Genomic DNA, 26,151 nt, shown 5'->3' on the forward strand with positions numbered 1-26,151 from the left:
GATTTCAGCTTTCTTCGAGCAAAGTGGCGGTGCGCTCCATCAAATCCTTGGCCCGCTCTTCCAGCGCCTCGCTGTAGCGGACCTTGGGGATGGCTACCGAGAGCGCGCCGATCACGTCGTCGCCCACGCGCACTGCGCGGCCGATGCCGTTGATGCCCAGGCTGTATTCTTCCTCGATCACGGCAAAGCCGGTCTTGCGCGTTTCGGCAATCTGCTTGCGCAGTTTCGCTTCGCTGGTGATCGTGTGGGGCGTGAACTTTTCCAGCTTCACTTCGGCGAAATAGCGATCCAGCTCATCGTCCGGCATCGCGGCAAGAACCGCCTTACCGGAAGCCAGGGCATACATCGGCAGGCGCGTGCCGGTGATGACGGCATAGCGCAGGGCCTGCTCGCTCATCTCGGTGGCGATAGGTTCGATTTCCCAGCCGTGGCGCACCCAGAAGCTGGCCGTCTCATTGAGCTGCACCCGCAAGGTGCGCACCAGCGGCGCCACGCGTTCCACCAGCGAGAAGCCGCCGCGCTTGGCCTGCAGTCGCTCCAGCCCGGGGCCGGGCGTGTAACGCCGGCCTTCGCGCTGGAGGTAGCCGCGATCGGCCAGGGTGGAGAGCAGATAGGACAGGCTGCTGACAGGAATCCCCAAGGCATTGGAGATTTCCTGTGCCACCAGCGGCCGGCCGGCAGCGACGACATACTCGATGATGTCGAGCGTGCGCGTTGCCGACTTGACGCTGCTGGACTGGGCACCTGCCCCGCTGCCCACCATGGCCTTATCCAATTCGGGCGTCCGCAATGTCTGCACCGTCGCGCAGGGCACGCAGCTTTTTCCAGGTCACGGCCGGATCGATCTTGCCGTAACCGGCGAAGGTGCCGAAACCGCAATCGCTGGATGCGATCACGCGATCCTTGCCGACGATGCTGGCGAAGCGTTCGACGCGCTGGGCGACGAGTTCGGCGGTTTCGATGTAGTTGGAGCAGCTGTCGATCAGGCCCGGGGCCAGGATCTTGCCAGCCAGATCGGCGGCCTTCCATACCACCCATTCATGTTCGTGGCGCGGATTGGCCGCTTCGAACAGGATGGTGGAGGGGCGGGCGGACAGCACGATGTCGATGATCCGCTCCAGCGGGATGTCGAAATCGTGGGGGCCTTCGTAATTGCCCCAGCACACATGCATGCGCAGCTTTTCGGGCGGAATGTTCTTCGTCGCCTCGTTCAGCGCTTCCACATTGGCGCGGGCGATCTTGAGGAATTCCTCCTCGGTCAGATCCTGATAGCCGGTGTGGCGGCTCATCGCGAGGTCCGGGCAATCGAGTTGCAGATCGAAGCCGGCTTCCACGATGGCTTCGTATTCCGGCTGCATCGCGGTAACGAGATCGGCCAGATAGGCTTCGTGGCTGGGGTAATACTGGTTCGGCTGGAAAGCCGTGATGAGGCCCGGCGAAGCCGAGTTCATGAATGCCGCCACGCCGTGGCCATGCCCGGCCAGTGCAGTCTTGAAGCGGCGGATGTCGTCATGCAGTGGCTGGAGATTGACCAGCTTGACCGGCGCGATGGCGCTGGCGCGGGTAAATTCCTGCGCGCCCATGATGGCAGAGAGCTTCTTCGCCAAATCCGGCACTTCGGCCAGATCGAGCGCGGGCTTGCGGGGCGAGTGGCCGCCGAAGCCTGACAGGCGCTCAATGATGTAGGTCGAGTAGCCGACCTTGCCCAGTTCACCGTCGCTGACGACGGAAACCCCGGCCTCGACCTGCTTGACCACCGCCTCGTTCACGGCTTCCTGAACGACGCGGTCGAACTCTTCAGCATCGTAAGGTTCGCCCTTGTCGCGGGCGAGCAGCAGAGGGACGAGTTCGGGCCCGCGGGGCAGGCTTCCGACATGCGTGGTCTTGATCAAGTTAGGCTCCTCCTATCCGGAGCCCATGTTTCATATATGCGAAATAAACGCAAGTGTGAAAGCGGAGGGGCCTGCGCTCTTCCACAGGCCTTCTCATTGCTGTCGTGTGCGCTCAAACGAGTGCGCAGCCGACGCTTTCGATCTTACCATCTTTCAGGTGGTAGTGAATATATTGCCGCATTTCCTGCACTTCACCTTTCGCGATGGGGAAGAACTGCGGCATGCCGCGCTCTGCAAGGATTTCCGGCGTCAGGTCGGCAATGCCTTCCACGCGCACGATGCCTTCCACAGCGGCGAGTTCGTCGGACCCGGCGAAGCGTTCAACCTTCACCGTTTCCTTCACATATTGGTGCAGGAAACCGTAGAAATCCTTGAGTTGTCCGCGCGTGGTGATCTCGATCCCGAAGAAGGCCATCTTCGGATTTTCGGCGTAGAAGTCGAACACCGCATCATAGTCGCGCGCGTTGAAGGCCGTGACGTAACGCTCGTAATCTTCCCTCGTCATGACCGGTCCTCTCCTTTTCCGTCACATTCCTTGCCACCCTTTGTAACGATCGTTAGAAAACCGGCAAGGGAGAGGTACCGATGGCCACAGGTTCTGGCGAAGCGTTCGATTACATCGTTGTGGGTGGCGGCTCTGCGGGCTGCGTCGTGGCCGCGAGGCTGAGCGAAGACCCGAAGAGCAATGTCCTGCTGCTGGAAGCCGGCGGCAAGGACGATCATATTTTCCTCAAGATGCCGCTGGCCTTCCTCAAGGCCATGCCCGATCCGCGCTTCAACTGGACTTACTGGACCGAGGAAGAACCGCATCTGGACGGGCGCCGCATGCCCCTGCCGCGTGGGCGAGTGATGGGCGGTTCCGGATCGATCAATGGCATGTTCGCCATGCGCGGCCATCCGCTGGACTATGACCAGTGGGGCCAGATGGGCGCGCGCGGTTGGTCCTATGCCGATGTGCTGCCCTATTTCCGCAAGATGGAAGACAGCTGGCGGGGTGAGAGCCAGTATCACGGCAAGGGCGGCCCGGTAGCCGTGCGCCCGATCGACTCGCCCTTCCTGCTGCACAAGGAAATGATGGCGACCGCTAAGGCGGCAGGCTTCGATACGACCGACGATTTGGCCGGTGCCAAGCCGGAAGGCTTTGCCCGCGGCGAGCAGACGGTGGATGCCAAGGGCCGCCGCGTCAGTGCCTCCACTGCCTATATCAAGCCCGCCATGGGCAGGCCGAACCTTGCCGTGCAATCGGGTGCGCTCGCCCGGCGGGTCGTGTTCGAGGGCAAGAAATGCGTCGGGGTGGAAATCGACACGCCCGCCGGCCCCACGGTGATCCGCGCCAATCGCGAAGTGATCCTTTCGGGCGGCAGCTACAATTCGCCGCATCTGCTGATGCTGTCGGGGGTCGGCCCGGCGGAGCATCTCAAGAGCCATGGCATCGACGTTGTGCATGACAGCCAGGGCGTGGGCCGCAACCTGCAGGAACACCCCTGTGTTTCGCTGGAATGGGATGCAACCCAGCGGGTGACCTTCCTCAACCAGCTGCGCTGGGACAAGATCGCGCTTAACTCGCTGCGCTGGATGCTCACGGGCAGCGGGCCGATGGCGACGCAGGTCAACAGCTGCAACGTAGTAGTGCGCACCAGCGATAAATATGATCGGCCCGACCTGCAGATCATGGTCAACCCGATCCGTTTCGATGCGCAGACATGGTTCCCCGGCATCAAGAAGGAACAGGAACACGTCTTCTGGGCTGGCCTCGTCCAGCTGCATCCCGAAAGCCGGGGCTGGGTGGAACTGAAGAGCGCCGATCCGCGCGATGTCGCCGCCGTCACGCTCAACATCATGGCCGAGGAAGCCGATCTGGCGCAGATGCGCGACGCGATCCGCACCGCGCGCCGGATCTATCGCACCGAACCGATGGGCTCGCTCACCGGGCGCGAGCGCACGCCGGGCGCGCAGGTGGAGAGCGACGAGGAACTCAACGCCTTCATCCGCGCCACTTGCTATGTTGCCCAGCACCCCACCAGCACTTGTGCCATGGGCATGGGCGAGCGGTCGGTGGTCGACAGCGACCTGAAGGTGATCGGGGTGGAAGGGCTGCGCGTGGTCGATTGCTCGGTCATGCCCACCGTGCCCGGCGGTAATACCAATCTGCCGGTGATGATGCTGGCCGAAAAGGCGGCTGACATCATCAAGGGCCAGAGCCTGCCGCGCGCCGAACTCGCCGGGGAGCATGCAGCATGAGCCGCACTGCGCAGGAAGAGGCGAACCTTCAACTGGTGCTGGATATGTTCGCCCAGATGCTGAACCCGATGGATTCAGGCGCGGTGGATCGCTTCATTGCCGATGGCTACATCCAGCACAATCAGTCGGTCGAGCCAGGCAAGCAGCCGCTCAAGGACTTCCTCGACATGATCAAGGGCCAGACGCCCGAGGCTGTCCACGATGTGAAGCGCGCTTTCGTGGATGGGGATCACGTGACGGTGCACTATCACGTGCGCCGCTTCCCCGGCGATCTGGGCTGGGCCGTGATCGACATCTTCCGCGTCGAAGACGGGAAGGTGAAGGAACATTGGGACGTGATGCAGGATGTGGTCGAGGGCGGGCCGAACCCGAATTCGCCGTTCTGACAGGTTTTGCGTACTTACCCCGTTCGTCCTGAGCCTGTCGAAGGACGCGCGCCAGAAGGGGAAGTGCGGCGCGCATGGTTCGACAGGCTCAGGACGAACGGGCGTTGAGGTTGAAGGAGAGAATGATGCGTTTCAAGGACAAGGTCGTCCTCGTGATGGGCGGCAATAGCGGGATGGGCCTTGCCACCGCGCAGGCCTTTGCGGCCGAGGGCGCAAAGGTGCACATCACTGGACGTAATCAGCAAACGCTGGACGAGGCAGTGGCCTCCATTCCGGGCAGCACCGGTTATCAGGCTGACATTGCTGACATCGCCTCCAGCGAGGATGTGGTGGCGAAGATCGGGGCCAGCGACGGCCGGATCGACGTGCTCTACATCAATGCCGGCGTGGGCGGTTTCGCGCCCCTGCGCGACATTACGTCCGAAGCGTGGGATCACACCCATTCGATCAATCTCAAAGGCTGTGTCTTCGCTCTGCAGAAGGCCGTGCGGATCATGGGCAAGGGTGGTTCGGTGGTAGTCACCGGCTCCATCGGCGCCCATGCCAGCCTGCCGGGCAATGCCGTCTATGCGGCGGCGAAGGGCGGGCTCTATGCCGCAATGAAAGTGTTTGCGGGCGAACTGGTTTCCGAAGGCATCCGCCTCAACATGGTCAGCCCCGGCCCGATCGATACGCCGCTGCTCTATCGCAATCCCGGCATGACCGATGAGGCGATTGCCGCGCTGAAGGAAAAGATGATCGAGAACGTGCCGATGCACCGCATGGGCCAGAGCGAGGAAGTCGCCAAGGCCGTGCTGTTCCTCGCTTCCGACGATGCCTCATTCATTACCGCCGCGAACCTGTTCGTCGATGGCGGCATGCTGGAGCTGCGCTGATGAGCTTTTCCGATACTACTCCGTTCCAGCCGCCTTTCTCGGATCTGGACAATCCGCGCATGGAATTCGTGATGGAGGTCCGCCTGACCTTCCCCGAAGTCTATTCCATCGCGCCGCACCCCAATGGCGGCATGCGCAGCGCCGTGCTGGTGCAGGGCGGCACTTTCGAAGGGCCGAATATCCGCGGCCGGGCCGTTCCCGGATCGGGCGGGGACTATGCCTATTTCCGGCCAGACGACGTGGCGGTGTTCGATGCGCGCTATCTGCTGGAAGAGGATGACGGCACGATCATCCTGCTCAACAACAAGGGCTTCCTGTGGGGCCGCAAGCCCGACACCATGGCCCGACTGCGCGATTGGGCCTTCAATGGCGGCGAACCGGTTCCGCATGAGGATTACTACCTGCGCGGCAACCCCACTTTCGAATGCCCGGTGGGCAAGCATGACTGGCTGACCAAGCACGTCTTCATCGGCGTGGGCGAGCGTCGCAGCGACGGCAATCTGCTGCGCTATTACGCGCTGGTGTAAGGAGAGATACGATGAGCCGGACGCCGCAAGAGCAGGCCAATCTCGATTTCTGCACCCGCATGTATAACGAGATGCTGTTCAAGTTCGATGCCAGCAAGATCGATGAGTTTCTGGCGGACGGTTACATCCAGCACTCCACTGCCGCGAGCGAGGGCAAGGAAGGGCTGCGCGACTTCTTCGAAAATCGCGCCAGCCGCTTCAAGGACATCAGCTTCTCGATCAAGGCCAGTTTCGTGGATGGGGACTTCACCATATTCCACATCCACACGGTGCGCTTCCCGGGAGATCCGGGCATGTCGATCATCGACTATTTCCGGCTCGAAGACGGCAAGGTGAAGGAACATTGGGAAGTGCTGCAGGAAATCCCCGAGACCCTGCCCCATTCCAACGGCATATTCTGAACACCCGCCGTCTGATCCTCCGGCGCATCCGGGGATGAACCGGACAAAAGCAATGGACGGGCGTGGCGGCTTGGCATAGCTTCCCCCTGCGGACGGCAACGACCGGGTCGCACATAAAAGAAACAACATACGTCTTGGGGGAATCTCTATGCCTGCAGTTGTTGCGCTGGCCTTGTCGGTCGGCCTGCTCGCCGTTCTCGATACCTGGCTCTATGTCGGGCCGCTTGCCACCAGCCTTGTTTCCGGACTCGTCTGGATTTCCTTCATCGCCTGGGGCTGCCACTTCCATTCGGGCGGCGGAATCAAGGGCACTACCACCGCTATCGCCTGCATGACCTGGGGCGCCATCGTCGGCATGGGGGCGGTGATGCTCGCATCCGGTCCGCTCGGCAGTGCGCTGGGTGCGGAAGTGGGCACGGCCGTTGCGGTCGGCCTGGGTGCCGCGCTGATCTGCCTGTCCAGCAAGGTTCCGCTGCTGGCGACCATTCCGGCCAGCGTCTATGGCTTCGCCTCCATCGCCGGCCCGATCATTCTGCGCGGCGATGCGCCGGAAAAGGCGATCATGCCCGTGGTCGCCTCGGTGATCATCGGCGCGGTGTTCGGCTTCGTGTCCGAAATCGTCGCCAACGCGCTCACGAAGAAAGAAGCGTAAGCACGGATTTGCGCTCGCAGGAAGAACTGGGGCGGCACCCAAAGGGGCCGCCCCTTTTCTATGTCCTCAATCCTTGGTGACGTCGTAATCCCTGCGCGGCTGATAGGTCGCGGCGAACATTTCCGGCATCCCGCTATCGGCGATGATGGTCCGCTTCTGGATCAGCCACTTGCCGTCCACTCGCTTGAGCAGATCATATTCGCGGCCCTGTTCCTGGAAGTGGGGCGGCTCGTCGATCTTGCCGTTCATGATCCCGGTCCACACGAATTCGGCCGTGGCGGTATCGCCGTTCACTTCGATCTGCGGGTTGCTCAGCAGCATGTGGAACGTGCCTTGGCTGGATGGATCGGCCTCGCCCATGCCGGAATAGAGGCCTTCGATCGCCTTGTGGCCCTTGTTCACAATGCCGTTCACGTCCAGCACCGCATCCTCGGTGTAATATTCACCGATCCCGGCCTCTTCGCCGGTGCCGAGCTGTTCGTAATATTTCACGATCATGTCCTCGATCGCGATCCGGTCGGCCAGCAGCTTCATGGCCGGATCATCGGCCTTCTGATTGCAGGCGGACAAGGCGATGCCGGCAGCCGCCAGCGTCATGAAAGGTGCAAGGCGCATCTCAGTTCTCCCAGCCGGTCGGCGAATTATAGGTGGTGGTCAGGCCCACGGCCTCGATCTCGTGGATCTTGCCGCCCCACACCTTGTAGATATGGATCGCGGGCATATCGAAGGGCTTGTATTCCATGTGCCGCACGGGAACGCCCGGCACGCCGATCAGGGCGAAATCCTGCTTGGTGAAGTCATGGTGGAAATGGCTCATGCCCCAGACCAGCCCGGTGACGGGATCGGCGATCTCCACCCGGCGGTTCTCGATGCGGCTGATATATTCCCACATATTGGTGTCCATCTGCGCGGCGCAGCCCAGCCCGCCCAGATAGGCGAAGGCCGGATCGGTCTGCCCGTTGCCGCCGCCTGACTGGCGCACCATCGGGTTGCGCGCGGTCTGGAAGCCGTTCTCGCGCCGCTCGCAATCGTCGGCCATGGCGGATTGCTGGGAATTGCCGTTATCCAGCGCGTCGTAATAGCTTTTGCCCAGCCAGATCATCCGGCCGCGCGAATCCGCATATTCATAAGGCACTTCCCTCAGCAGTGCCGGGCGCGGCGTCTGGAGGTTGGCCAGCTGCCCGTCGGTCAGCGCATTGCCGATGATGTGCTCGGCTTCCACGATCTTGCCGCCGGTGAGCTTCAGCCGGATGCCGACCAGCACGGGCTTCTTTTCCGCTCCGCCCATCACCGCCATGATGCCCACCTGCTGCGAGACCGGATCGGGCACATGGATCACGAAATCGGTCGCGCCACTCGTGGTCGACGCCCACAGGCCTTCGCCGGGCTTGATCCGCTTGAGATTCTCCACGGTCTTCACGCTGTCAGCCAGCGGCACTGCCTTGGGGTTATGCGTGGCCAGTGCGGCGACATATTTGTCGGAAAGGTCGATCAGGCACTGCCTGTCGCAATCCTGTGCCGCCGCAGGCATTGCGGACATGGCCGCAAAGGCCAGCGCAGTGCCGGCCAGAAAACGGTGAATCGTCATGTCAGTCATCCCCTTTTTGATCTTTCCAATAGCTTATCGCGTGCTTGGCGTGCGGCAAGCTTGGATCGAGGCAAAGAGGATGTGTCTGCGCCCGCCGCAGGTCAGGCCGCGTTGCGATTCCCTTCGGTTTCCGCGCGGGCCATCCGTTCGACCAGCCGATTGAACATGGTGACGCCCTTGTCATGCGCGGTGGGCATCACGCGAGGATCGGGCGTGCGGTCAATCACCTTCTGCTGGGCCTCGATCATCACCTTGTCCTCATCAAAGGCCTGACCGGCAATGCCCATCAGCATATCGCGCAGGGCTTCATCGCCATGTTTGCGATGGGGGCCCCAGGAAAAGAAATAGCGGGACGTCTTGCCGGTGACGGGTGTCACGGCCTGACTGGTGAAGGTCACGCCGCCTTTGGCTTCGTCCAGATCGGGCGCGCCGAAGGCGCAGGCTTTCGCGGTGCCGAGCGGGAAGATTCCCCCCGTCATCAGCAGCACACCGGGGATCAGGAAGTCATAGCGCATATAGCTGTCCATCGGCACGTCGCTCCGGCGCGAGGAGGAACCGAGGGAGTTCTCGATCCAGCGCTCATAGCGGATGCCGCGATCCAGTGGCGTGATCCTGGCCTGCGTCGCGGCAAATTCCGGCCCGGCGCCGAAGCTGTTTGCGTGGACGAAAGTCAGATGGCTGAAATCCAGCAGATTATCGTTAATCAGCCGCGCTTCGGCAGCGTAGTCCAGATGGCCATGGCCAAGGATATAGTCCGGATGATCCAGGCCAACCGCAGGCGGGATCAGCGCCTCGTCCGCAAGGGCGGGATCGCCCATCCAGACCCAGACCCAGCTATGGAGCTCAACCACCGGGAAGGCGCGCACACGGGCCTGAGGCGGGATCTGATCCTGCCCCGGAATCTCCACCACTGTGCCATCGGCGGCAAACAGCAGCCCGTGATACATGCAGCGCAGCCGGTCCCCCTCGCAGCGGCCGAGCGAGAGCGGGGCGAGGCGGTGGACGCAGCGGTCTTCCAGAGCGGACAGGCGCCCGCTTTCCCCGCGAAAGATCGCCAGCGGCTCGTCAAGGATGGTGATCGCGAAGGGCTTGCCGTCTTCGATCTGCTCCGACCACGCGGCTACATACCACGCATTGCGCACGTAATTCATGGCTGGCCTCTCCGCCTGTCCTTCTTCGCCGCAAACTTGACTTAACACTGTTAAGGAGTCAATCCGCTATGCGATGACGAAGCGCACTGTTCCTTCGCTCGATCGCGCAATGGTGGTCGATGCGGCCTTTGCTCTCCTACGGGAAGAAGGGATCGATGCGCTCAGCATGCGCAGGCTTGCCGCGCGGTTGCAGGTGAAGGCTCCGGCGCTTTACTGGCACTTTCGGGACAAGGGTGAATTGCTCGGCCTGATGACCGGCGCGATCTACGGCAAGGCCCGTGCAGGGGTCGGCCCTTGCGCGGACTGGCGGGAATGGCTGTTCGAATATGGCGCGGCCCTGCGGTGCGGCATGATGCAGGAACGCGATGCCGCGCAGCTCTTCGCGCTTGCGCCCCCGGTGAGTGAAGGCGATGCCGCGCGGGCAGAGGCGATTGCCGCGCCGCTTACCCGGTTCGGGCTGGATCAGGCCAGCGCGCTCAGCGCGACGGCGGCCGTAATCTCCTTCGTGCTGGGCTGGAGCACGTTCGAGGAGAACGGCCCTATGCACCACTTCCTTGAAGGCATGCTCGATCTCGATGCGAGCTTCGAGGCAGGCCTGCGCGCGCTGGTCCGTGGCTTCGAGCCGCTACCCGGACCGAAGCGCCTTGTGCCTATGCAGGAAAGCGCGGCTCCATCGAATAATCCGCTGCGCCCTTCCACGTGAACAGCTGCCAGAAATAGCTGCGCCATGGCCATGCGATCACGGCGTTGAAGATCACGGTCAGCGCGGCAAAGGTCCATTCCACCAGGCCTTCATCAAGCGCGACGTTCCAGTAGACGATCACGATGTTGAGCGGAACGACCGCCAGGATCGTCAGCGGCATGGCGCGATTGAGCAGCAGGGTGATCCCCGTCACCACTTCGATCGCCTTCACCCAGTCGAACAGCCCGCTGGCCAGCAGGGCCTTGGTGAAGTCGATGGCTTCGGGCGTGTTGCCCATCGGCTGGAGCCACGGCCAGAAGAAGTGCCACAGCCCGGAAAACAGGAACCATGCGCCGAACAGCAGGCGACAGAAGTGGTAGATATATTTCATCGATTGACCCCCGGAAGCCCCTCTATTTTCCATTCGCATCCCGTGCCGCGACGGCGGCATCCCGCTCCGCCTGCAGGCGCGGGCTGGTCCCGGCGATATAGCCGCGGATCTGCACGTTCCCTTCGTGGCAGGCATATTCGTAAATCTGATAATCGCTGTTGCGCTGCCACGGCATGTCCAGCTTGAACGGTGCGGTCAGCACCACCGGGTCTTCGATCCAGGCTTCGTAATGGATGGAGTCCGGCCCGGTGGGGGTCAGCTTCTCCACGATCTTCATTGCCTCGCTGTTGGGCACGGGGCGCGGATTATTGCCGACATTGCCCAGTGAATTGCCCGGCTCGAAATTGGTGGTTTCAATCACCAGCGCATCGCCTTCCCAGTGTCCGCGCGAATAGCCGAGCCAGTTCTTCACTTGCGGCGGCGGGGCCTTGGCATCGCCCAGCGGGACGATCCGCGTCTCGTGGATCATTTCCAGCCGGATCGCGACGAAGCCGGGGGACTGGTAGATCTCGATCCCGCTATTGTAGTTTCCGGGCAGCATGGATGACGGCATGCCGCGCGTGATGCAGCGGTCGAAAGTGTTGAAATCGTCCACCCACTGAAACACTTCCTCGGTCCAACTGCTGCGCATCTGAGAGGCGCGGCGCTCCCCTTCCGGCGTCATCGGGGGCAGGCGGCCATTGGCGGGTTCGGTGATCAGCGATGCCTGACGCAGCGGCTTGCCCCGTTCAATCCAATGGCCCATGCCGAGCTTCCCGGCCTCGCCTTCATTGGCATATTGGTCGATCTGGAACTGGGCATTCTTCAGCGCCGCTTCGTATTCCTCGTCGGTCAGCGTGTCGCGCGTGCCGAAATGCTCGGGGCGCTGGCGCGGGGTCTGGCCGAGGAAGTCGACGGGCCACTTGCCCCGCAAATCCGGGTCACCCCATTCGGTGCGCGGGGCTTTCCAGTTTTCGTCGGCGGATACCGGCATGGCGGTGAGCAGCAGGCCCGCGCATAGCGCGGCCCCGTTCAGGCGCAGACTCATGTTCCTCTCCCCATTTTTGCGGGAGTATGGACGAGTGTTTGCCGGTTGCAAGAAGGGCCTCCCCACTACCGTCTGCGGTAATGGGGAGGGCACTGCGCGTCAGCCCTTCAGGACCGAGGCGTTCATCTTCTCGCGGCTGACCCAGCTGCCATGGACCTGGCTGCGCAGGGCAATGCCGGTCTTCACCTTGGCCACCGGGCCGGCGGCGACATTGCCTGCATCCACGATCCACAGTTCGGAGGAATAGTCCCCCGGGATATGCTGGGAAGGGTCGGGATTATTCGGAATGTCCACCACGGTCAGCAGCCAGCCATCGTGGCCTGCCTCTTCGGAGGGGACATGGGCAGGTTCGCTGATCGCCGCGCCCGGCGGAACGCCCATGGCTTCGATCCGGCCATTGCCCGGCTCGATCCGCAGCAGGCAATTGAAGTTGGCGCCAACAGGGCCGCCCGGCATCGGCGGGCCGCCCTGCGGGTTCATGCTGAGATACCACGCGACGCGGTAATTCCGGCCCTGATCGGCATCGGCCAGACGCGGCAGATCGCCCGGAGGGCCTAGCGGACGCTCCTCGATCTGCGGCTCGTCCTTCGACATGTCGATGGTCCAGCGCACCAGCCCGCCCTGCACTTCCTGCTGAGGGATGTTGATCCCGCCCGCTTCACGCATGAAGGCGAAGGCGTTGGTGCTGGTCAGGCACAGGTCGATATGAACCAGATCGCCGTCGTCATAGGCGTTGACCTCGTGGAACACGGAGACGCCGACCGGCCCCTTGATCCACTTCATTTCCTCCACCTTGCCATAGCGGGGCATGATGCCCACCCAGCTTTCCAGATCCTGCCTGTGTGCCCAATGTGCGCCGCCGGCCTTCAGGCGGTCGAGATCGGCCAGGGTCGGGAAAATCGGCCAGATCGCGTATTTCTCGGTGATCACGAAATCGTGGATCGTGGAGAGATAGGGCTGCTGGAACCACTGCTCGGAAACAAGGTTCCCGTCCTTGTCCGCGATGCAATAGGCCACATCCGGCGTGCACAAACCGCCTGCTTCGTAACCGAAGAAGAACAATTCGCCGGTTTCGGGATCGATGCGGGGATGGGCAGTGAAGGTTTCGGACTTCAGCGCGCCATTATAAGTCCACTTGCCGATGGTCTCGAGCGTGTGGGGATTGATCTCGTGTCCCAGCCCGTCTTCCTTGGTCATGAACAGGCGGCCGGCGTGCCAAACGGGGGTGGTGTTGGCGACGGTGCGGTCCACGCCTTCGACGCTGGGATCGTCGGTAAAGGGATTGCGATACTGGCCGAACAGTGCACGGCGGGCGGCCTTTTCGGCCTTGTAGCGATCGGTCCCGACATATTTGATGTCGAAATCCACGGCGCCGTTCTGAATGTTGAAGCGGGCCACCATGCCATCGGCATTCAAGGCAATGTCATCCTCAAACATCGGGGCGTGGGCATTGTCGGGCACGGCACGGAAGAACGCACCGTCGACTTCGGCCGGAATCTGCCCTTCGACTTCGAGATCGCGCACGGAAATTTCCATCCGGCGGGGCTTGTTGGAACCGATGAAGTGTATGGTCTGCGGAAAGGCGTTCATGCCTTGCTTCTCCCCCAAGATTGTTGTTTCCCGATCTTAACGAGTGTTACGATTGCTGCCAAGGCCGAACGCCGGATCGGTTCGCAGTCGGGCCAGAGTGAAGAATATGGTGGATTTGGCAGCGGAGTCGATTGACCGCAAGGCTGTCAAACGCGAGGGATGGGTGCCATGGCAACTAGGGTGGCAGAAAAGAAGACGCGCAATCCGCAGCCTGACAGGGCCCGGATGCTGCATCAGCTGTTGAAGCTGACCAACGTGCTGATGACGCCGTTTTCCACGCATCTTGCGGATCGCTACAAGATCAGCCTCAATGAATTCCGCTTGCTGATGACCATCGGCGCGCTGGGCGCGACAGCCAGTCACGAGGTGGCGGATCTGACCGGGGTTAACGTGATGAGCGTCAGCCGCGCGGTCGCCACGCTGGAGCGTAACGGCCGTATCAGTGTCGCGACCGATCCGGCCAACCGTCGCCGCAAGGTGCTGACGCTGACCGAAGAGGGCCGCCGCCTTTACGAGATCATGCGCCCCCAAAGTCAGAAGGTGGCCGAATATCTCTTCAGCGAGCTTGATTGCGGCGACGTTGTGGCGCTGGAGCGCATTCTGGACCGGTTGATCGATACGCTGGAATCGCGCGATGAAGGGGGCAACTGGCGCTTCCTGGAAGAAACACGGCCGGATTGATTTTCAGGCCGCCGCTTCGAAGCCCGCAATCAATGCCTTGAGTGCATCCTCGAAAGCGTGATCCGTCGGCAGATGCGCGGCGAATTGGCTCGCGCGGGGTGATTTTTCGAACACCATCCAGCCCGTGACCAATGCCTGAATCGCAGCCTGCTTTGTCTGGGCCTGCGGACCGTCCAGCCCGGCTTCCGACATCAAGTGCCGCAACTGCGTACCGATGCTTTCCTGCACGGTCTCGTCCGGTTCCACGATGGACAGCAGGGCGGCGACGTCCCGCGTTTCCGACTGCTTGCGGCGCAGGGCATGGCCGAATGCTTCCAGCCATTCGTTCCCATAAAGGCCGGGCGGGATGGTTTTCAGCGCCTCCCCGAAGATCGCGGCGGATAGCAGGGCCAGCAGATGCCCCTTGTCGCCCACATGGCGCGCCAGTGAGGGCGCACGTGCGCCAAGCCGCTCCGCGATCCGGCGCAGGCTGACAGCCTCCAGCCCGCCCTCATTCAGCAGGGTGATCGCCTCGCGCACGATCATCTCGCGATTCAGCTTTCCGGGAGGTGCCATGGGCCGGACATCCGATGGAACTGGACGCATTGCAAGCTTACAGCGTAAGCTATCGACATCAAGGCGCTGGCGACTCGACCGGCGCGATGTGGGAGATCGTGGATGTATCCGTTCCGGAAGGGCAGTTTTGCGCCGCGCAATGCATGGTATGTCGCGGCGTTCGCCAAGGATGTCGGGCGCGAGCTGGTTTCACGCACAATCCTCAACACGCCGGTGGTGATGTTCCGCAAGGAGAATGGCGACGCCGTGGCGCTGGACGGGCGCTGCCCGCATCGGCACTTCCCGCTGGGCAAGAGCTGCCTCAAGGGCGACACTATCGTTTGCGGCTATCACGGCATCGCCTTCGGGGCCGATGGGCAATGCGTTGATGTGCCGAGCCAGACCCATGTACCCAAGGCCATCCGCGTGCCTGCCTATCCGCTGGTGGAGCACGGCATGTGGCTGTGGATCTGGGTGGGCGATGCGGACAAGGCCGATCCGGCGCTGATCCCATCGCTGGAGGAAATCGGCCTGGTCGGGCAGGGCCTGACGGGGCACGAGATGTTCTTCCATGAAGTCGCCTGCCGCTATCAGCTGCTGAACGACAATCTGTTCGACCTGTCGCACCTGGCCTTCCTGCACGGCACCAGCATTGGCACGCTGGAGAACGCCTCGACACCGGAAGAACTCACCAAGCGGCCCGGTTTCGTCTCCAGCATGCGGCATATCCGCAATGCTCCCAATCCGCCGCTGATGCATTCGCTGGGCGTCTATCCCACGGACCGGATAGACCGTTCGATGGGCATGGAAAGCTACCTGCCTGCCTTCCACAGCGGGATCACGCTGGTGCGTTATCCTGAAGATCATCCGCAGGCGCCGGGCGAGCATATCTCGACAAATCGCGTCTATCACGCGATCACCCCGTCAACGCCGCGCAGCAGCTATTACCATTTTGCCGTGGCGGTGGACGATACGGTGGATGTGGCGAAGATGGCCCGCAATCTGGCGCCCGTGATCGACGAGGATATCTTCGCATCGGTGGAGATCGAAAAGATCATCGATCTCTATGACGGTGAACCGCCCGCCGAACTGATGGTGAAAAGCGATCAGAATGCAGTAGAAGGCCGCCGCATGTTGCAAGCCATGATGGATGCGGAGGCTCAGTTTGCCGGATAATGGAATGAGCGCGGAAACCCGCCGCGCGATAGAGGCGGATTGTACCCGCCTGATCAATCTCTACGCCAATCTCAACGATGCGCAGGACTGGCCTTCCGTGGCGCAGCTCTATGCCGAAGATGCCCTGTTTCGCCGCCCGAGCGGTGGGGACCCGGTTGTCGGGCGCGAAGCGATCCTGGCCAGCTTCCTCGCCCGCGCGCCGCGTGCCCAGCGCCATGTGATCGCCAATACTGTGGTGGACGTGGTGAGCGAGACGGAGGCGACCGCCTTCAGCGCGATCATCCTCTATCAGGGGGACCTGACCGACGATGGCAGCCTGCCCGCCCAGAGCGCGAATTCGCCGCTGGTCGGCTGGTATCGCGACCGGATGGTGCTGACCGGCGAAGGCTGGAAATTCGCCGAGCGGGCAGGCGGGCTGGACTTCAGGCCGTAGCCTTCGGTCCACTGCCGCCCTGCATTACCCGCGGAACCATCAGCGCCAGCACCCCGCACAGGGCGGCAGGCGCAACCAGCACGAGGAAGTAGCCGCCGGGAGAGATCCCGGCGTCTATCAGTTTCGCCCCGAAGATCGGCGCGGCAATGGCGCCTACGCGCGATACGGCAACTGCCGTGCCGATCGCGGTGGACAGCACGCTCGACGGGAACAGCTTTGGGCTGAGCGCCATCAGTGCGCCGTGAATGCCGGCGATCCCGCCGCCGCCGATCATGATGAGCGCTGCCCAGAGCGGCACTTCCATCGGCGATGCCCAGACGGCGAAGAAGGCTAGCGCAATCACGCTATAGCCCAGCGCCAGCGTCAGGCCAGGCTTCCACCGGTCGATCAGGAAGGCCAGCAGGATGCTGACCGGTAGTCCCGCCCCCTGCATCAGGCCTTGCAGGCGCGACGGCAGTTCAGCGCCGAAAACATCCTCCGGCAGCACGATGGGCATCCAGCGCACCAGCATATAGAGGGCCACGGCATTGACCATATAGGCGGCCGCGAACAGCGCCATCGGGAAGATCAGCGGCGGGCGGGTGAGGGCAAGCAGCGGCACCTTGGCGCGCTGTTCGGCCCCGGCGGGCCGCCCGCCCTCCAGAACGATGGCCAGTCCAATGCCCAGCACCAATGCGATAGTGGCCGGCACAAAGAACAGCATCTGCCAGCCGCCCCAACTGACTACTTCGGGAGCGGTGAAGCCTGCCACCATCGCGCCGATGGCGATCCCGGCGGACACGACTGCCATGATGGTGGAGCGCTTGCCTTCGGGGGCGACTTCGCTCGACAGGGCCGAGACATTGGCAAGGCACGATCCCAATGCCAGCCCGGTGAGCAGGCGCCAGAAGGCGAAATGGCTGATGTCGGTGGAAAAGGCCGTGGCGGCCGTGGCTACGGAAATTGCCAGAACTCCGCCCACGATGATCGGTTTGCGGCCGATCCGGTCGCCCAGCGGGGCGATCAGGAAGGCACCTGCGCCGAGGCCGAGGAGGTCCGCCGACTGGACGATGGCGAAGCTGGTCGGCTCCACACCCATTTCAGGCGCCAGCCAACGCAGGGCGAGCGACATGGCATTGAGATCGTATCCGTCGATCACCATCACCCCGGCCATCAGGATGAGGGCAAGGATAGTCCGCCCGTTCACGTAATCGGCTCCCCGCGGGAATCCCACGGCGAGGGCATGTGATAGGGCACGGTAAGGAAATCGGCCTCGATCTGCTCGATGGCTCCGGCGCGAATCTTGAAGGCTTCGGCCAGATAATAGGAATGCGGGCGACGTACGGGGCTGGAGGCGGGCGTGCCGTCCGTCAGCGTGTAATCGCCTACGATCCCGCAATGGTCGATGAAGCCATAGGCGAGCACGATGCCGCGTTCTTCATCCACCAGCGGGAAGCGGCGGCCGCGCAGGCGGTCGTCATAGCGATACCAGCCCATGCGGAACTGTTCCTCGCAGCCCAGCCGCGCGATGGGCAAAGGGAATTCCTGATTATTGGTGGTCTGCACCCCGTTCTCCACCCGGTTGCAGGTGGGGAAGAAGCGGGTGCGGATCGTGCCGTCATTGCGCTCGATCGTTTCGAAATAGCCATTGGCGATTTCCAGCAATTCCTCGCGGGAGGAACTCTCACCGGCGGGAACGAGGGCCTCCATCGCGGGCTTGCGTTCGAATTTCTGGCCGAGGAAAGGGAAGCCTTCATCCGCATTGCGGGCGACCACGGTCTCCACTTCCGCGATCTTCCCATCCTGCACTCCCAGCCGGATCGCGGCGGGTGAGGTGGCATTGGTTTCTTCGACGCAAGTGAACAATGCGACCTGCCCGGTCTTCACATCGGCGAAACGGAGATCATAGGGCCCTTGCCCGGTGATGGTGTTCCACAGCCCGTCGCCCGGCTCCAGCCGCACGTTGTTTTCTGAGATGAAGGGGGCGTCGGCCCAGCGAACTTTCGCAGAATCGCGGGCATTCAGCCCTGCGAGATACATATCGAGCGCGGAATAAAGCTCGTCGCGGCTGGCCATTTCTTCCCCCTTCTTCGTGGCGGGTTTATCGTCCCGCGCTTGACTCGGCACGATGCTAGAACAAAAGTAACGTCCGTTAAAGTCATGCCGCGATGCTTCACCCTATCGAAGCAGGAAGCGGCAGGGGAGAGGGTATGGATCCGGCAGGCAAGATCGCCATTGTCAGCGGCGGCAATTCGGGGCTTGGAGAAGGGGGCGTGAAGTGCCTCCTCGCGGCGGGCGCCGAGGTTGTTTCATTCGATGTTTCGGGTGATGCGCCACAGGGCGCGGAATTCATCCGTTGCGATGTGAGCGATGAGGCTTCGGTCAAGGCTGCTGTCGATCAGGTGATCGAACGGCATGGCCGGATCGACATCCTGCTCAACAATGCGGGAATCGGCGGGCTTGGCCCGGTCGCCACGCCCGAAGGCCCGGGTGACATGGCGGCTTTCCGCGCGATAATCGGGGTCAACCTGCTGGGCGCGACCCAGCTTGTCGCCCATGTGGCGCATCGGATGATGGCAAATGAGCCCTCCGGCCCGGATGGCGAACGCGGGGTGATCGTGAACACCTGTTCCATCGCCAGTTTCGAAGGGCAGGAAGGGATGGGCGCCTATACCGCGTCCAAATCCGCGCTGGCCGCGCTTACGCTGGTCTGGGCGCGCGATCTTTCGCACCATGCGATCCGGGTGAACGGCGTTGCGCCGGGCTTCATGGATACGCCGATGGTGGCGATGCTTCCGCCTGATTTCGTGGCGGAATTGCTGGCCGACAATGAATTTCCCAAGCGCGCAGGCCGTGCGGAGGAATATGGCCAGGTGGCGGAATTCCTCATCCGCACGCCGCTGATCAATGGCGAAGTCATCCGGCTCGACGCGGGTGCACGCCCGCCCGCGCGCACCAAATGGGCCGCCGGCTGAACGGCACCGAACAGGCACTCAAAGGGACATAAAGGCACCCAATCATGGCAGACACGCCCCTTCCTCCCGGTTTTACGGCCCAGAAGCTCGATCAGGCGCGCCGCGCCTTTGAAAGCGTGCTGGGCGCATCGAAAGTCTTCTTCGAAGATCTCGACCGGACGAGCTATCTCGACAAATTCGCCGTCAATGACGACGCCCACCATCCGGCGGGCGCCGTGGCACCCACTACGGTGGAAGAAGTGCAGGCGGTGGTGAAGATCGCCAATCAGTACCTGCTCCCTCTCTGGCCGATCAGCCGGGGCAAGAATCTCGGCTATGGCGGCACTGCGCCGCTGCTGGCGGGCAGCGTGGTGCTGGACCTTTCCGGCATGAAGAAGATCGAGTTCGACGAACAGTTCGGCACCGTGGTGGTCGAGCCGGGCGTCGGCTTCTACGACCTCTACGATTACATCAAGGAGCACAATCTGCCCTTCTGGCTCTCCACGCCGGGGAACAGCTGGGGCTCCGTCATGGGCAATGCGCTGGACCGGGGCGTGGGCTACACCCCCTATGGCGAGAACACCAAGAGCATCTGCGGGCTGGAAGTGGTGCTGCCCAATGGCGAACTGGTGCGCACCGGCATGGGCGCTTTTGACGGCGCCAATACCTGGCAGGCCTATCCCTTCGGCTTCGGCCCGGGGTGGGACCAGATGTTCGTCCAGTCCAATTTCGGCATCGTGACCAAGATGGGCATGTGGCTGATGCCCGAGCCGGAAAGCCTGATGGGCATGGATGTGGAATTCGACCGGCCGGAAGACCTCAAGGCCATGGTCGATGCGATTGGCCCGCTGCGGCGCGAACGCGTGCTGACGCAAAGCCCCTCCATCGGCAACTGGCTGCGCGCCGCCGCCGTGGTCACCCGGCGCGATGAATGGACAGACAAGCCCGGCGCCCTGTCCGACGATGTGATCACTGCCATCCGCAAGAAGTTCAACATCGGCTGGTGGGGCGTATCCCTGCGCCTCTATGGGCGCGAGGAGGTCAACAAGGCGGCTTACAAGATCCTCGAAAAGGCGATGAGTGACATCAAGCCGATGCTGATCAAGCCGACTGCATGGGTAAAGGGCCAGCCCAAGGAATATTCCGGCTGGACCGGCACGCCGATGACTTTCCCGATGCAGAATGTGAACTGGTACGGCGGGCGCGGCGGGCATATCGGCTTTTCGCCCATCCTGCCGCAGGATGGCACCAAGGCGCTGGAACAGTTCAACCGCACCTATGCCCGCTACAAGGAATGGGGGATGGATTATCAGGGCAGCTTCGCCTTTGGCGAACGGCACCTGATCAACGTCAACGCCATGATCTTCGACAAGGATAATCCGGAGATGATGTCGAAGATCGATCCCTTCTTCCGCACGCTGGTGAAGGATGCGGAAGCGCAGGGCTATGGCGAATACCGCACCCATCTCGATTACATGGATCTGGTGGCCAAGACCTACAGCTGGAACAATGGCGCGCTGAACCGCCTGAACGAGACCGTGAAGGATGCGCTCGATCCCAATGGCATCCTTGCTCCGGGCAAGAGCGGCATCTGGCCCAAGCGCCTGAAGGGGGAGCGTGGACAATGAGAACCGGCATGACCAAACCGCTCGCATTCGCGGTCGCAGCCCTGATGCTTGGCACTTTTGCGGCCTGTTCCAGTGGGGCGGAAGAGGCTGCTCCGCCACCTCCGCGCGGCGGGCCGGCCCCGGCGCCCGATCCGGTCACACTCGCCATGCGCCCCGCCGCGCAGGGCGGGGAGAAGGCCTATGTCGAAAAATGCATCATGTGCCACGGGGCCAACGGCATGGGTTCCGGCCTGCTGGCCCGCCGGATCGATGTGCCCGATCTGGAAAAGCGCACCGATCTCGACAGGAATTATGTGATCTTGGCCGCCCGCCACGGCATCGGGAACATGCCCGCCATTCCGCGCGGCGAAGTCAGCGATGCGCAGCTTGAACAGATCGCGGATTATCTCGCCAGCGGCAAAGGCCCGGCAGGGGGCGGTCAGTGATCCCCCGCTCGCTGAAAGCCAGCAGGCGGGCCGTGCTGGGCGCCGGGGCATTCGGCGCGCTGGCCGTGCCGACCGTCTCTGGCCTTGCCGCATGGCGCTGGCGCCATGGCGAGGCGCGGGTTCTGTTGCACGATCCCGCGCTGGAAGCCGGGCGCCGCTTTGCCGATGCGGGCAAGGCGCAGGGCCTCGCTCCGCGCGCGATCGAGGGGGACCGGGTGCGCCTGACGCGCGATGTGCTGGCTGCAAGGCCCGCTCTGGTCGCAGGCGTCAGCCGTCATGCCGATCTGCTGCTGATCGCCGATGTCGCGGCAGAGGCGGGCTATGTCCTGGCCGCCCGTCTGGATGGCCGTGGGCGCCAATGTTCTGGTGGCGAATGCCGTCCGGGCTGGAACGCGCTGGGCCGCGTGGCGAAAGCCGCCGGGCATGGCTGGACCGAAGCGCTGGCCGCCTATGCCGCCGATCCGCGCGGGGCGATGCCCGCGATGGCGAGTGCGGCAACCGCACGGCCGGATGCGGGGCTGGTGTTTGGCTGGGTGTTGGTACCGAAGGGATGGGGTAGGCAGTCCTCATCCAGTCTGCGCTAGCCAGCGAGCTGGCAAGCTACGCCATCCTTCTCCCATTGATGGGAGAAGGATACGCAGACTTGGCCTGAAGGGCCTAGTCGGAGTTGGATGAGGGCTGACCTGCCCGGAACCGCGAAGGCAAAGCACTGGCCTCAGCCAATATGCGCTCCACCACCGCGTCCCTGTTCTCGGTCAATTCATTGTTCCAGAACCGGATAACCCGGTAACCCAGCCGTTCCAGTTCGGCAGTTCGATGCGCGTCTGTTTCCGCACTATGCTGGCCGCCGTCCAGTTCCACGATCAGGCGTTTTTCCGCGCAGAGAAAATCAGCCACATAAGGCCCGACCGTGGCCTGTCGGCGGAACTTGAGGCCGCCGAGGCGACGGTCGCGCAGTTCCTGCCAGAGCAGGTTCTCAGTGTCCGTGGAATTGCGGCGCAATGCCTTGGCATGGGGGCTGATGGGGCGGACGGACATCTGTTCGGATTAGCGTTGGAACCACCCTCATCCTAGTTTCGCTAGCTCCGTTCCGGTGCAAGCTCCACTATCCTTCTCCCGCCAGCGGGAGAAGGATACGCAGGCTTGGCGGCTTGGCCGCCTCGCCGGAAGTTGGATGAGGGTGGGAGCCGCAACCACTTACTTCTTGATAATCAGCGAATCCGGGCGCTTGCGGGGTACCCACTGGCCCTTGCCGGGGAAGCGCTGCAGCACTTCGCCGTCCCACAGGCGCACGATGCGGCGCTGGAAGCGCCATTGGCCGTCGGCGCATTTCACGGCGTGATCGTCATACCAGCCGGTGAAGCGCAGCACCATCGGCGGCTCGCCCTCGCATTCGGTGACGAAGGCGAAGCTCTTGATCTTCACGCTGCCATCTTCCTGCGGGAAATATTTGATCTGGGTGACGTGATGCTGGCGGCCGGGGAAGCCGGGAGCATTGGCATAATGGCGCATCAGGCCGCGAATCCCGTCATGGCCGTTCCAGATATCCGGCTCGTCGAACACCTCCTCGCTCATCAGGCAGTCTTCGGTGAAGCAGGCGACAAGCCCGTCTTCATCGCCGGTGTCGAGCGCCCAGCTGTAATCCGCGATGAGGTCCATCAGCGCCAGGCGATCTTCGGTTGCGAGTTTCATGTTCGGTCCTTCTCCCAAATGTTGCCTCAACCGTAACACTCGTTATTATTGCCTTCAAGCGGAGCGACGCCCACTGGCGTATGCGAACATCCGGCAAGAGCGAGAGGATCCATGGGCAAGATTATCGTAACCGGTGCATCCGGCCAGTTCGGCAATGCGGCAGCCAGGCAGTTGCTGGAAAAGGTCCCGGCGGAAGATTTGATTTTCCTTTCCCGCACCACGGACAAGCTGGCGGAATTTGCGGAACTGGGCGCGCATGTGCGCAGCGCGGATTTCGACGATCCGGCAACCTTGCGCGCGGCGATGCAGGGCGGCGAGCGGATGCTGCTGATCTCCACCACGCGGGTCGGCACTCGGGTGGAACAGCACACCAATGCAGTGGAAGCGGCGAAGGCTGAAGGGGTGAAGCACGTTGTCTACACCTCGATTCTCGGCTGCGGCCAGCCGGACAATCCCTCTGTGGAACAGTTCGACCATCTCGCGACCGAGCAGATGATCGAGAAATCGGGCCTTGCCTGGACGCATCTGCGTGACAGCCTCTATGCCGAAGCCGTTGCCACCGCGATGGCGATTCCCGCCCTGCAGGCTGGGCACAAGCCCGAGAATGCGGGCAACGGCCTTGTGCCCATCGTCAGCCGCGACGATTGCGTGGCGATCGCCGTGGGCGTGCTGACGCAGGAAGGCCATGCCAACAAGGCCTATGATGTTACCGGGCCGGAACTGTGGACCCTTCCCGATGCAATGGCGCTCGTTTCGCAAATGGCGGGCAAGCCGATCGAGATCGAAGCGGTCGACGATGAGGGCATGTATCGGTATTTTGATTCGCTGGGTGTGTCGCGCAAGGCATCCGACGTCGTGCCTGACGGCCCGATTCCATGGGCCAGCGAAGGCATGGTCACATTCGGCCAGTCTATACGGGAGGGCTTCATGAACGTCGTTTCGGATGACGTCGAACGCATCACCGGCCGCCCGCCGCGCACCCTGCGCTCCGTCCTTGAACAGTTCCAGCATTTGTGGCCCGCCTGACATGAACCTCCGTACCCTTCTCGCCGCCGGCGCCTTTGCGCTTCTCGCCGCCTGTTCGGGCGGCTTCGATCCGTCCGACATCGATACCTCCGTCTATGGCGCGGGCGACGATTGGGACAATCCGGGCGGCGACTGGGCGGAAAGCCACTTCTCGCGCCTGGGTGACATCACCAAGGAAAACGCCGGTCAGCTCGGCCTGGCCTGGGAATATGATCTGGGCACGGCGCGAGTGCAGGAAGCGACGCCCGTGGTGATTGACGGGGTGATGTACACTTCCGGCAATCTCGGCCGGGTCTATGCGCTCAATGCCGCGACCGGCGAGGAACTGTGGACCTTCGATCCGGGCGCGGACATGCAGGCCAACCGCTATGCCTGCTGCGATCAGGCCAATCGCGGCGTGGCCGTGGCCGATGGCAAGGTGTTCGTCGGCTCGCTCGACGGGCATCTCTTCGCGCTGGATGCCAAGACCGGCAAGGTCGCCTGGCGCAAGGATACGATTGCCGACCGTTCGCGCGGCTATACCATCACCGGCGCACCCGAAGTGGCGGGCGACATCGTGGTGATCGGCAATGCCGGCGCGGAATACGATACGCGCGGCTATGTCACTGCCTATGATGTGAAGACCGGCAAGGAAGCCTGGCGCTTCTACACCATTCCGCACGATCCGGCCGACGGCCCGCAGGAAAGCAAGGCGCTGGACGCCGCGCTGAAGACCTGGGACGCCAAGAGCCGTTGGGACATCGGCGGCGGCGGCACGGTGTGGGATGCCATCACCTATGACCCGGCCTATGATCAGGTAATCATCGGCGTGGGCAATGGCGGGCCCTATCCGCTCAAGACCCGGTCGCCCAGCGGCGGGGACAATCTCTATCTCGATTCGCTCGTCGCGCTGGATCGCAAGACCGGCGAGATGAAGTGGCATTATCAGGAAACCCCGCAGGACAGCTGGGATCTGACCGCCACGCAGCCGATGATGCTGGCCGAAATGGAAGTGGGCGGGGCAAAGCGCCCGGTGGTGCTGCATACGCCCAAGAACGGCTTTTTCTATGTGATCGACCGCGAGACGGGTAAGGCGCTGGCCGCCAATGCCCTCGTGCGGACCAGCTGGGCCGACAAGGTCGATCTGAAGACGGGCAAGGCCCATCTGACGCCTGAATTCAGCGATTACAGCACCGGGCCGAAGATCGTGTTCCCGGCCTCCACCGGTGCGCGCAACTGGCACCCGGCGGCTTTCGATCCCACGCGTAACCTCTATTTCGCCTCGGTGGTGGATATGGGGAATTTGATGTTCATTCCGCCGGGCCAGGAAAACCCGGTGCGCAAGAAGCAGAACCTCAATGCCTCCGCCGCGCTGATCTTCACCCCCGATCTACAGGCCGCGCTGCCCACTCTGCCGCCGCCGATCCGGCAGGCAGTGGAGAAGCTGCCGCAATGGCAATGGGTGAAGGACAAGCCCTATTCGTCCGAAATCCGCGCCATCGATCCGCTGACCGGCAAGACCAAGTGGAAGGCTGACCGTGAAGGCTGGCAGGACCGTTCGGGCGTGCTCGCCACGCAATCCGGCCTCGTGGTCTACGGCACGCTGTCGGGCAAGCTGGTGGTGCGCGATGCCGATAATGGCAAGCTGCTCGCATCTGTCGAAACGGGCAGCTCGATCCTTGCCGCGCCGATGACCTACCGGGTGGACGGCGTGCAATATATCGCGGTGCAGACCGGCTGGGGCGGCGGTGGCTGGGGCTTCGTGCCCGGCTATTCGGCGGCCTATACCAAGGGCAATGCCAACCGCCTGCTGGTGTTCAGGCTGGGCGGGGCCAAGGTGCCTATCCCGGCCGACCTGCCGCCGCTGGAACCGGCGGTGGCCCCGCCCGCGCAATTGCCCGGCGTGACGCCGGAAATGATCGCGCTGGGTTCGGCCCTGTTCACCGAAAACTGCTCGATCTGCCACTCGAACCAGCCGCGCGCGCCGCTGCCGGACCTGCGCCGGATGGCGCCGGGCACGCATGACGTGTTCGAGGACATCGTGCTCAAGGGCCTGTTGCAGCCCAATGGCATGCCGCGCTGGGACGATGTCCTTTCGGCCGATCAGGCCCGCGCGATCCATGCCTTCCTGATCGATGAACAGGGCAAGCTGCGGGATCGCGAGTTGAAGCTGCAGGCAGCGGGCAAGCCGCTGGATTCCCGCAGCCTCACGATCCTGTCCAATTTCTAGTATTATCCGTT

At 62.9% G+C, this 26,151-nt stretch carries 30 protein-coding genes; 16 read left to right on the forward strand and 14 right to left on the reverse strand.

The genetic code is table 11. The features are described 5' to 3' along the window. Positions 1-4: 4 nt before the first annotated feature. From SZ64_RS15860 to SZ64_RS15870, 3 genes are all read right to left on the reverse strand, one after another. A complete protein-coding gene (locus tag SZ64_RS15860; protein WP_241773062.1) occupies positions 5-775 on the reverse strand; it encodes an IclR family transcriptional regulator in 771 nt (256 codons plus the stop codon). After that, complete coding sequence (locus SZ64_RS15865) at positions 768-1,892, reverse strand: cobalamin-independent methionine synthase II family protein (RefSeq protein ID WP_054531717.1); 1,125 nt, start codon at positions 1,890-1,892, stop codon at positions 768-770. Before SZ64_RS15865 ends, SZ64_RS15860 begins: the two co-directional genes overlap by 8 nt. 112 nt (positions 1,893-2,004) lie before the next feature. Beyond that, on the reverse strand, positions 2,005-2,397 hold the full coding sequence (locus SZ64_RS15870) for a nuclear transport factor 2 family protein (RefSeq protein WP_054531718.1): 393 nt from the start codon (positions 2,395-2,397) through the stop codon (positions 2,005-2,007). 80 nt (positions 2,398-2,477) lie between these two features. On the opposite strand from SZ64_RS15870, the gene SZ64_RS15875 reads away from it, so the two are divergent. The 6 genes from SZ64_RS15875 to SZ64_RS15900 all read left to right on the forward strand — a co-directional run bounded on the left by SZ64_RS15875 (position 2,478) and on the right by SZ64_RS15900 (position 6,974). Beyond that, the gene (locus SZ64_RS15875; protein ID WP_054531719.1) at positions 2,478-4,133 is read left to right on the forward strand and encodes a GMC family oxidoreductase N-terminal domain-containing protein; all 1,656 of its coding nucleotides are present in this window, start codon (positions 2,478-2,480) and stop codon (positions 4,131-4,133) included. Then, positions 4,130-4,519, forward strand: a complete 390-nt coding sequence (locus tag SZ64_RS15880; RefSeq protein ID WP_054531720.1) for a nuclear transport factor 2 family protein — start codon at positions 4,130-4,132, stop codon at positions 4,517-4,519. Before SZ64_RS15875 ends, SZ64_RS15880 begins: the two co-directional genes overlap by 4 nt. A gap of 122 nt (positions 4,520-4,641) precedes the next feature. Beyond that, the gene (locus SZ64_RS15885; protein WP_241773063.1) at positions 4,642-5,394 is read left to right on the forward strand and encodes an SDR family oxidoreductase; all 753 of its coding nucleotides are present in this window, start codon (positions 4,642-4,644) and stop codon (positions 5,392-5,394) included. Then, complete coding sequence (locus tag SZ64_RS15890) at positions 5,394-5,921, forward strand: DUF3237 domain-containing protein (RefSeq protein ID WP_054531721.1); 528 nt, start codon at positions 5,394-5,396, stop codon at positions 5,919-5,921. The genes SZ64_RS15885 and SZ64_RS15890 overlap by 1 nt, the downstream gene beginning before the upstream one ends. An 11-nt stretch (positions 5,922-5,932) precedes the next feature. Beyond that, entirely contained in the window at positions 5,933-6,322 is a 390-nt protein-coding gene (locus tag SZ64_RS15895; protein ID WP_054531722.1) for a nuclear transport factor 2 family protein, read from the forward strand. Between the two features lie 148 nt (positions 6,323-6,470). Further along, positions 6,471-6,974 (forward strand): DUF1097 domain-containing protein, encoded by a 504-nt coding sequence (locus tag SZ64_RS15900; RefSeq protein WP_054531723.1) that lies wholly within the window; start codon positions 6,471-6,473, stop codon positions 6,972-6,974. 66 nt (positions 6,975-7,040) lie between these two features. Here SZ64_RS15900 and SZ64_RS15905 read toward each other — a convergent pair whose 3' ends face one another. The 3 genes from SZ64_RS15905 to SZ64_RS15915 form a co-directional block, all read right to left on the reverse strand. After that, the gene (locus SZ64_RS15905; RefSeq protein ID WP_054531724.1) at positions 7,041-7,589 is read right to left on the reverse strand and encodes a nuclear transport factor 2 family protein; all 549 of its coding nucleotides are present in this window, start codon (positions 7,587-7,589) and stop codon (positions 7,041-7,043) included. A gap of 1 nt (position 7,590) precedes the next feature. After that, on the reverse strand, positions 7,591-8,562 hold the full coding sequence (locus SZ64_RS15910; RefSeq protein WP_156313665.1) for a hypothetical protein: 972 nt from the start codon (positions 8,560-8,562) through the stop codon (positions 7,591-7,593). A 101-nt stretch (positions 8,563-8,663) separates the two neighbouring features. After that, the gene (locus SZ64_RS15915) at positions 8,664-9,713 is read right to left on the reverse strand and encodes an aromatic ring-hydroxylating dioxygenase subunit alpha (RefSeq protein WP_054531726.1); all 1,050 of its coding nucleotides are present in this window, start codon (positions 9,711-9,713) and stop codon (positions 8,664-8,666) included. Positions 9,714-9,786: 73 nt separating this feature from the next. Here SZ64_RS15915 and SZ64_RS15920 point away from each other — a divergent pair, with 73 nt between their 5' ends. Then, the gene (locus SZ64_RS15920; protein ID WP_054531727.1) at positions 9,787-10,416 is read left to right on the forward strand and encodes a TetR family transcriptional regulator; all 630 of its coding nucleotides are present in this window, start codon (positions 9,787-9,789) and stop codon (positions 10,414-10,416) included. On the opposite strand, the gene SZ64_RS15925 is transcribed toward SZ64_RS15920, so the two are convergent. The 3 genes from SZ64_RS15925 to SZ64_RS15935 all read right to left on the reverse strand — a co-directional run bounded on the left by SZ64_RS15925 (position 10,364) and on the right by SZ64_RS15935 (position 13,403). Next, complete coding sequence (locus SZ64_RS15925; protein ID WP_193391534.1) at positions 10,364-10,786, reverse strand: hypothetical protein; 423 nt, start codon at positions 10,784-10,786, stop codon at positions 10,364-10,366. The two genes, SZ64_RS15920 and SZ64_RS15925, sit on opposite strands and share 53 nt — an antisense overlap. Before the next feature lie 22 nt (positions 10,787-10,808). Then, the gene (locus tag SZ64_RS15930) at positions 10,809-11,813 is read right to left on the reverse strand and encodes a hypothetical protein (protein ID WP_054531728.1); all 1,005 of its coding nucleotides are present in this window, start codon (positions 11,811-11,813) and stop codon (positions 10,809-10,811) included. A 99-nt stretch (positions 11,814-11,912) separates the two neighbouring features. After that, positions 11,913-13,403 carry a carotenoid oxygenase family protein gene (locus SZ64_RS15935; RefSeq protein WP_054531729.1) on the reverse strand — a complete coding sequence of 497 codons (1,491 nt, stop codon included), beginning with the start codon at positions 13,401-13,403 and terminating at the stop codon, positions 11,913-11,915. 168 nt (positions 13,404-13,571) lie between these two features. On the opposite strand from SZ64_RS15935, the gene SZ64_RS15940 reads away from it, so the two are divergent. Next, positions 13,572-14,084: a MarR family winged helix-turn-helix transcriptional regulator gene (locus SZ64_RS15940; RefSeq protein WP_054532313.1), complete on the forward strand. Its 513-nt coding sequence runs from the start codon at positions 13,572-13,574 to the stop codon at positions 14,082-14,084. A 3-nt stretch (positions 14,085-14,087) separates the two neighbouring features. Here SZ64_RS15940 and SZ64_RS15945 read toward each other — a convergent pair whose 3' ends face one another. Then, positions 14,088-14,639, reverse strand: coding sequence for a TetR family transcriptional regulator (locus SZ64_RS15945; protein WP_054531730.1), 552 nt, complete (start codon positions 14,637-14,639; stop codon positions 14,088-14,090). Between the two features lie 102 nt (positions 14,640-14,741). Between SZ64_RS15945 and SZ64_RS15950 the strand changes: the two genes are divergently transcribed. Together SZ64_RS15950 and SZ64_RS15955 are read left to right on the forward strand one after the other, a co-directional pair. After that, a complete protein-coding gene (locus SZ64_RS15950; RefSeq protein WP_054531731.1) occupies positions 14,742-15,794 on the forward strand; it encodes an aromatic ring-hydroxylating dioxygenase subunit alpha in 1,053 nt (350 codons plus the stop codon). Positions 15,795-15,798: 4 nt separating this feature from the next. After that, complete coding sequence (locus SZ64_RS15955; protein ID WP_082384637.1) at positions 15,799-16,227, forward strand: nuclear transport factor 2 family protein; 429 nt, start codon at positions 15,799-15,801, stop codon at positions 16,225-16,227. Here SZ64_RS15955 and SZ64_RS15960 read toward each other — a convergent pair. Both SZ64_RS15960 and SZ64_RS15965 read right to left on the reverse strand, forming a co-directional pair. Next, the gene (locus SZ64_RS15960) at positions 16,217-17,413 is read right to left on the reverse strand and encodes an MFS transporter (protein ID WP_054531733.1); all 1,197 of its coding nucleotides are present in this window, start codon (positions 17,411-17,413) and stop codon (positions 16,217-16,219) included. The two genes, SZ64_RS15955 and SZ64_RS15960, sit on opposite strands and share 11 nt — an antisense overlap. Beyond that, positions 17,410-18,282, reverse strand: a complete 873-nt coding sequence (locus SZ64_RS15965) for a hypothetical protein (RefSeq protein ID WP_054531734.1) — start codon at positions 18,280-18,282, stop codon at positions 17,410-17,412. Before SZ64_RS15965 ends, SZ64_RS15960 begins: the two co-directional genes overlap by 4 nt. Positions 18,283-18,416: 134 nt before the next feature. On the opposite strand from SZ64_RS15965, the gene SZ64_RS15970 reads away from it, so the two are divergent. From SZ64_RS15970 to SZ64_RS15985, 4 genes are read left to right on the forward strand one after another with little or no spacing between them, the layout of a single operon-like run. Further along, positions 18,417-19,181 (forward strand): SDR family NAD(P)-dependent oxidoreductase, encoded by a 765-nt coding sequence (locus SZ64_RS15970; protein ID WP_054531735.1) that lies wholly within the window; start codon positions 18,417-18,419, stop codon positions 19,179-19,181. Positions 19,182-19,225: 44 nt separating this feature from the next. Then, positions 19,226-20,788 carry an FAD-binding oxidoreductase gene (locus SZ64_RS15975; RefSeq protein WP_054531736.1) on the forward strand — a complete coding sequence of 521 codons (1,563 nt, stop codon included), beginning with the start codon at positions 19,226-19,228 and terminating at the stop codon, positions 20,786-20,788. A gap of 8 nt (positions 20,789-20,796) precedes the next feature. After that, on the forward strand, positions 20,797-21,213 hold the full coding sequence (locus tag SZ64_RS15980) for a cytochrome c (RefSeq protein WP_054531737.1): 417 nt from the start codon (positions 20,797-20,799) through the stop codon (positions 21,211-21,213). Next, positions 21,210-21,797 (forward strand): hypothetical protein, encoded by a 588-nt coding sequence (locus SZ64_RS15985; protein ID WP_054531738.1) that lies wholly within the window; start codon positions 21,210-21,212, stop codon positions 21,795-21,797. The genes SZ64_RS15980 and SZ64_RS15985 overlap by 4 nt, the downstream gene beginning before the upstream one ends. 73 nt (positions 21,798-21,870) lie before the next feature. Here the strand turns inward: SZ64_RS15985 and SZ64_RS15990 are convergent, their stop codons facing one another. Together SZ64_RS15990 and SZ64_RS15995 are read right to left on the reverse strand one after the other, a co-directional pair. Beyond that, a complete protein-coding gene (locus SZ64_RS15990) occupies positions 21,871-22,251 on the reverse strand; it encodes a DUF559 domain-containing protein (RefSeq protein WP_054531739.1) in 381 nt (126 codons plus the stop codon). Positions 22,252-22,410: 159 nt separating this feature from the next. Continuing rightward, positions 22,411-22,905 carry a nuclear transport factor 2 family protein gene (locus tag SZ64_RS15995; RefSeq protein WP_054531740.1) on the reverse strand — a complete coding sequence of 165 codons (495 nt, stop codon included), beginning with the start codon at positions 22,903-22,905 and terminating at the stop codon, positions 22,411-22,413. Between the two features lie 111 nt (positions 22,906-23,016). On the opposite strand from SZ64_RS15995, the gene SZ64_RS16000 reads away from it, so the two are divergent. Both SZ64_RS16000 and SZ64_RS16005 read left to right on the forward strand, forming a co-directional pair. After that, positions 23,017-23,931 carry an SDR family oxidoreductase gene (locus tag SZ64_RS16000; RefSeq protein ID WP_054531741.1) on the forward strand — a complete coding sequence of 305 codons (915 nt, stop codon included), beginning with the start codon at positions 23,017-23,019 and terminating at the stop codon, positions 23,929-23,931. Position 23,932: 1 nt separating this feature from the next. Continuing rightward, a complete protein-coding gene (locus SZ64_RS16005; RefSeq protein ID WP_082384640.1) occupies positions 23,933-26,140 on the forward strand; it encodes a PQQ-dependent dehydrogenase, methanol/ethanol family in 2,208 nt (735 codons plus the stop codon). The last annotated feature ends 11 nt before the right edge of the window (positions 26,141-26,151 follow it).

Origin of the sequence: Erythrobacter sp. SG61-1L (assembly GCF_001305965.1) — a bacterium.
Taxonomy (GTDB): Bacteria; Pseudomonadota; Alphaproteobacteria; order Sphingomonadales; family Sphingomonadaceae; genus Andeanibacterium.

Coding starts and splice junctions, on each gene's coding strand:
- SZ64_RS15870 (WP_054531718.1), bottom strand. CDS start 2,397: ATGACGAGGGAAGATTACGAGCGTTACGTCACGGCCTTCAACGCGCGC.
- SZ64_RS15875 (WP_054531719.1), top strand. CDS start 2,478: ATGGCCACAGGTTCTGGCGAAGCGTTCGATTACATCGTTGTGGGTGGC.
- SZ64_RS15880 (WP_054531720.1), top strand. CDS start 4,130: ATGAGCCGCACTGCGCAGGAAGAGGCGAACCTTCAACTGGTGCTGGAT.
- SZ64_RS15885 (WP_241773063.1), top strand. CDS start 4,642: ATGATGCGTTTCAAGGACAAGGTCGTCCTCGTGATGGGCGGCAATAGC.
- SZ64_RS15890 (WP_054531721.1), top strand. CDS start 5,394: ATGAGCTTTTCCGATACTACTCCGTTCCAGCCGCCTTTCTCGGATCTG.
- SZ64_RS15895 (WP_054531722.1), top strand. CDS start 5,933: ATGAGCCGGACGCCGCAAGAGCAGGCCAATCTCGATTTCTGCACCCGC.
- SZ64_RS15900 (WP_054531723.1), top strand. CDS start 6,471: ATGCCTGCAGTTGTTGCGCTGGCCTTGTCGGTCGGCCTGCTCGCCGTT.
- SZ64_RS15905 (WP_054531724.1), bottom strand. CDS start 7,589: ATGCGCCTTGCACCTTTCATGACGCTGGCGGCTGCCGGCATCGCCTTG.
- SZ64_RS15910 (WP_156313665.1), bottom strand. CDS start 8,562: ATGACGATTCACCGTTTTCTGGCCGGCACTGCGCTGGCCTTTGCGGCC.
- SZ64_RS15915 (WP_054531726.1), bottom strand. CDS start 9,713: ATGAATTACGTGCGCAATGCGTGGTATGTAGCCGCGTGGTCGGAGCAG.
- SZ64_RS15920 (WP_054531727.1), top strand. CDS start 9,787: ATGACGAAGCGCACTGTTCCTTCGCTCGATCGCGCAATGGTGGTCGAT.
- SZ64_RS15925 (WP_193391534.1), bottom strand. CDS start 10,786: ATGAAATATATCTACCACTTCTGTCGCCTGCTGTTCGGCGCATGGTTC.
- SZ64_RS15930 (WP_054531728.1), bottom strand. CDS start 11,813: ATGAGTCTGCGCCTGAACGGGGCCGCGCTATGCGCGGGCCTGCTGCTC.
- SZ64_RS15935 (WP_054531729.1), bottom strand. CDS start 13,403: ATGAACGCCTTTCCGCAGACCATACACTTCATCGGTTCCAACAAGCCC.
- SZ64_RS15940 (WP_054532313.1), top strand. CDS start 13,572: ATGGCAACTAGGGTGGCAGAAAAGAAGACGCGCAATCCGCAGCCTGAC.
- SZ64_RS15945 (WP_054531730.1), bottom strand. CDS start 14,639: ATGGCACCTCCCGGAAAGCTGAATCGCGAGATGATCGTGCGCGAGGCG.
- SZ64_RS15950 (WP_054531731.1), top strand. CDS start 14,742: ATGTATCCGTTCCGGAAGGGCAGTTTTGCGCCGCGCAATGCATGGTAT.
- SZ64_RS15955 (WP_082384637.1), top strand. CDS start 15,799: ATGAGCGCGGAAACCCGCCGCGCGATAGAGGCGGATTGTACCCGCCTG.
- SZ64_RS15965 (WP_054531734.1), bottom strand. CDS start 18,282: ATGGCCAGCCGCGACGAGCTTTATTCCGCGCTCGATATGTATCTCGCA.
- SZ64_RS15970 (WP_054531735.1), top strand. CDS start 18,417: ATGGATCCGGCAGGCAAGATCGCCATTGTCAGCGGCGGCAATTCGGGG.
- SZ64_RS15975 (WP_054531736.1), top strand. CDS start 19,226: ATGGCAGACACGCCCCTTCCTCCCGGTTTTACGGCCCAGAAGCTCGAT.
- SZ64_RS15980 (WP_054531737.1), top strand. CDS start 20,797: ATGACCAAACCGCTCGCATTCGCGGTCGCAGCCCTGATGCTTGGCACT.
- SZ64_RS15990 (WP_054531739.1), bottom strand. CDS start 22,251: ATGTCCGTCCGCCCCATCAGCCCCCATGCCAAGGCATTGCGCCGCAAT.
- SZ64_RS15995 (WP_054531740.1), bottom strand. CDS start 22,905: ATGAAACTCGCAACCGAAGATCGCCTGGCGCTGATGGACCTCATCGCG.
- SZ64_RS16000 (WP_054531741.1), top strand. CDS start 23,017: ATGGGCAAGATTATCGTAACCGGTGCATCCGGCCAGTTCGGCAATGCG.
- SZ64_RS16005 (WP_082384640.1), top strand. CDS start 23,933: ATGAACCTCCGTACCCTTCTCGCCGCCGGCGCCTTTGCGCTTCTCGCC.